The sequence below is a fragment of the Roseobacter sp. GAI101 genome (assembly GCF_000156335.1).
In the GTDB taxonomy this organism is placed as follows: Bacteria; Pseudomonadota; Alphaproteobacteria; order Rhodobacterales; family Rhodobacteraceae; genus Sulfitobacter.
Genome location: NZ_DS999213.1, coordinates 293,474 through 297,010, shown reverse-complemented (window position 1 = coordinate 297,010; position 3,537 = coordinate 293,474). Strand labels below are relative to the sequence as shown.

Here is a 3,537-nt window from a genome sequence, read left to right as displayed (position 1 = left end):
AGGGCGGATGGAAGGCCAAACCGGGGTCTTGCAACAACGGGTTCAGATCCTGTCCGTCGAACGGAGGCACGGCAAGGCGCAGGAACGGGTTCGATGTGAATAGAATAAAGGCAAAAAATGCCACGCCGATCGCCGCCTGCACCGCCAACACCCGTGCACGCAATGTCTGCGGCAGATTACCGCCAAACCATGCGGCGGTCGCGCCGAACAGGGACACGATCAGTACCCACAGCAGCATCGACCCTTCGTGGTTGCCCCAGGTTCCGCTGATCTTATATAGCATCGGCTTCATCGAATGGCTGTTCAGCACCACCAACCGCAACGAGAAATCCGAGGTTACGAACGCCCACATCAACGCGATAAATGCAAAGGCCGTCAGCGCGAATTGCGCACCGGCGGCAGGTTCTGCGACCGCCATCCATCCGGGCCAGCGTTTATAGGCACCGATCAAGGGTACCACCGTCTGAACGATGGCAACACCAAAGGCAAGGATAAGGGCGAAATGTCCGAGTTCTGTAATCATGGCGCAAGTATAGGGCGCGATTGCGCCCTAAGCCATGTCTTTTCACGGCCAATCCAGGCCAGATCGCGCTGCAAAGCGTCGCAGTCAGGCTGTCGCTTTGCGCCAATCTTCAAGTGCCGCGTTTTCGGCAGTCTGTATCGTGGCAAGTGACAGGGTCACGTCCGGCCCCGTCGCAGCCGCATCAACCGAATCGTGCCGCAAGGACTGGAGCGCGCGAATATTATCAACCACCTGCGGCACCTGCGAAATCGTGCGCACGATGGAGCGCTGGAACTCTTGCGTTTTCACCTGATGGCGCGCCCCGAAATAGAAGGACACGATGACGCCCAGCAGCCACCACAGGGGTTCGGGCACCAGAGCGATGCCTTGCATCCGCGCGGCAAACCATATCGGGTCAACCATCGCCGCGACGAACAATCCCAGCGTGCCAAGGGCAAGCGCGGGGCGTGGCAGCCGGTTAAGCCCATCCATAAAGCGGTCAAACCACCCTTTGCGCTCGACCGTGAATTCCGCACCGAACTGTGCCATTGCCTGATCCTGCGCGGCTGCCCACCGCTGCGCGCCGCTTTCGGCGTTCTCGCGAAACACCTCGACAGTGTCACGCACCATGCTGCCACCATTGCCGAACACCAGCCCGACGATTTTATCAATCACCCCCATGATGCTACCCTCTTGCTGAATTCCGTTTGGCTCAGATGGTATTTTGGCGCGATGAATTCTTCGGCGCGTGTGATCCAACCACCTTTTCCGCCCGCCCGTGTGCGCGCATATTTGCGACTGGCAGCACGGCGATCGGCAAGCCGGAAATAGTAGTTGCGCCGGGCGATCCCGTAAGCGTCCACCATCTGCTGCGGTGCTTTGGCATAAGCGGCATGGGCGGCCGCAAAGCTTTGCGGTCCCAGGGCACCGTCTACCGCCACGTCAAACCCCATCTCTCGCAACAGCTGTTGCAGGATTTTCACGGCATTCGCACCGGCATTAACATACATGTCGAAAACACTGGCGTGCAGCGCCTCTGGCAGACCAGAGATCATCGGCCCTTCGAAATAATGCTGGATAAATATCTCGACCGCGTCGGACCTGCTAAGCTGGCGCACATCACGCACATCCACGTCGCCGTCGCGATCCAGATCAAGCCCGAGGCGGCGCATGGTGTGGATCGTGACGCCGAAATTGGTGGCTCCCCCCGGATCGTCGGGGTCATTCACAAAGCCGCCTTCCCGGGCGACGATGGATTTGGCAATGTCTCTGACGGACTGCATGTAACTTGCCTCTTGCTCGTTTGTTCACGGCAAGAGTGGTCAGATATTGGTTAATGCAGCACGATCCAACCGCGCGGTCTAGCTTTCGGGTTCGACGTAAAGCCCTTGGGCCTTCAGCGCATCGACGACTTCGCTGGGCATGTAGTTTTCATCATGTTTGGCAAGGATTTCAGTGGCTTCAAAGACACCATTGATGTAGCGGCCGGTTCCAACCACCCCTTGATTTTCCTCGAAAAGATCAGGCAGGACGCCAGTATATGTCGCCGGGATCACCGCGCCGCCGTCAGTCACGGAAAAGCGGATCGTTTCGCCATCCCCGCGCACAAGCGACCCTTCGGCGACCAGGCCACCGATGCGGAACACTTCGTTCGGGCCGGGCGGTTCTGCGATCACCTGGCTGGGGGCGCGGAAAAAGTTGATCCCGTCGCGCATGGCATAGCCGATCAGGGCGGTGGACAGCGTCAACGCCACCACCGCAACTGCAATCACTTGAATACGACGCTGCTTCTTAAGACTTTTCATCGACCCTCAAGGAAATAACGGAGCCATCATCAGCCCCTCTGTCTCTTTAATACCTAACATCAGATTGGCATTTTGCAACGCCTGCCCGCTTGACCCTTTGGTAAGGTTATCGAGCGCCGCAATGACGATCGTGCGCCCTTCAATCCGGTCTGCGACGACGCCGATGTGACAAAAGTTCGATCCGCGAATGTGGCGCGTGCTGGGGGCTTCACCCATGGGCAATACCTCGATGAACGGCTCGTCAGCATAAGCCGCCATGAACGTATCATGAATGACCTGGGCATCGCCCTTGACATAGACCGTCGCCAGAATGCCGCGGTTGGCGGGGATCAGATGCGGTGTGAACTGCACCTTGACCGGACGGCCCGCGATGGCCGAAAATTCCTGATCAAACTCGCCCAAATGCCGGTGCGTGCCGCCAACGGAATAGGCGTGATAGCCTTCGGACAATTCCGCATGCAGCAGATTTTCCTTCAGCGACCGCCCTGCACCGGACACGGCGCATTTAAGATCAAGGATAATGTCATCCAGATCAATCACGCCCTTTTCAATCAAGGGCCGCAGCGCAAACTGACCGGTGGCCGCGTTGCAGCCGGTGCCAGCAACCAACCGCGCTGATTTGATCTGCTCGCGGTAGAACTCGGTCAGCCCGTACACCGCCTCTTTCTGCTGCTCAAGCGCGGCGTGCGGGTTGCCGTACCACTTTGTATATTCCTCCGGGTCGCGCAGCCGGAAATCGGCGGACAGGTCCACGATCTTCAGATCTTTCGGCAGCGCCGCGATCACCTCTTGGCTGGTCTTGTGCGGAAGTGCGCAAAAACACAGGTCGATGTCGGAAAAATCGATATCCTCGATCAAAACAAGCGTTGGCAGGTCAAGATGGCGCAGATGTGGAAACACCTCGGCCATGGTCTGGCCGGCCTTTGAGTTTGCCCCCAACGCTTTGATCTGCATGGAAGAATGGTTGGCAATCAGCCGGATCAGTTCAGCCCCGGTATAGCCGGAGGCACCAAGGATTGCGATATTATAGGTCATGACGGGTTCCGTTCGGAAAATTATGCGTTGGGGGATTTAGGCAGCCTGAAACGTCAGCGGTCGTCGCAAGAACTGGGTGGCCCTGCTGCTGACCGTTTTGGGATCACCGGTCGTCAAAAACGCCGCCTTCCCCGTGCCGATCATATTGGGATGCCGCTTGAGGTAATCCCCAAGGCTATGCGCCACCAGATTGGC

At 58.1% G+C, this 3,537-nt stretch carries 5 protein-coding genes and 1 pseudogene; all 6 read right to left on the bottom strand.

From position 1 onward, the window contains the following. Positions 1-523: cytochrome c biogenesis protein CcsA (ccsA, locus tag RGAI101_RS01355; RefSeq protein ID WP_037227082.1), on the bottom strand; the 523-nt coding region annotated here is incomplete at its 3' end. 84 nt (positions 524-607) lie between these two features. Continuing rightward, on the bottom strand, positions 608-1,183 hold the full coding sequence (locus RGAI101_RS01350; protein ID WP_008227590.1) for a holin family protein: 576 nt from the start codon (positions 1,181-1,183) through the stop codon (positions 608-610). Next, on the bottom strand, positions 1,174-1,785 hold the full coding sequence (locus RGAI101_RS01345) for a holin-associated N-acetylmuramidase (RefSeq protein WP_008226927.1): 612 nt from the start codon (positions 1,783-1,785) through the stop codon (positions 1,174-1,176). The genes RGAI101_RS01350 and RGAI101_RS01345 overlap by 10 nt, the downstream gene beginning before the upstream one ends. 78 nt (positions 1,786-1,863) lie before the next feature. Next, positions 1,864-2,307 carry a cytochrome c maturation protein CcmE gene (gene ccmE, locus RGAI101_RS01340; RefSeq protein ID WP_037227077.1) on the bottom strand — a complete coding sequence of 148 codons (444 nt, stop codon included), beginning with the start codon at positions 2,305-2,307 and terminating at the stop codon, positions 1,864-1,866. A 6-nt stretch (positions 2,308-2,313) separates the two neighbouring features. After that, positions 2,314-3,342 (bottom strand): N-acetyl-gamma-glutamyl-phosphate reductase, encoded by a 1,029-nt coding sequence (gene argC, locus RGAI101_RS01335; RefSeq protein ID WP_008224987.1) that lies wholly within the window; start codon positions 3,340-3,342, stop codon positions 2,314-2,316. 36 nt (positions 3,343-3,378) lie between these two features. Then, a pseudogene (locus tag RGAI101_RS22290) lies at positions 3,379-3,537 on the bottom strand (glutamate racemase); the annotation flags it as partial.

Excerpts from the sequence above, each read along its gene's own strand:
- RGAI101_RS01350 (WP_008227590.1), bottom strand. The coding sequence starts at position 1,183 with ATGGGGGTGATTGATAAAATCGTCGGGCTGGTGTTCGGCAATGGTGGC.
- RGAI101_RS01345 (WP_008226927.1), bottom strand. The coding sequence starts at position 1,785 with ATGCAGTCCGTCAGAGACATTGCCAAATCCATCGTCGCCCGGGAAGGC.
- ccmE (WP_037227077.1), bottom strand. The coding sequence starts at position 2,307 with ATGAAAAGTCTTAAGAAGCAGCGTCGTATTCAAGTGATTGCAGTTGCG.
- argC (WP_008224987.1), bottom strand. The coding sequence starts at position 3,342 with ATGACCTATAATATCGCAATCCTTGGTGCCTCCGGCTATACCGGGGCT.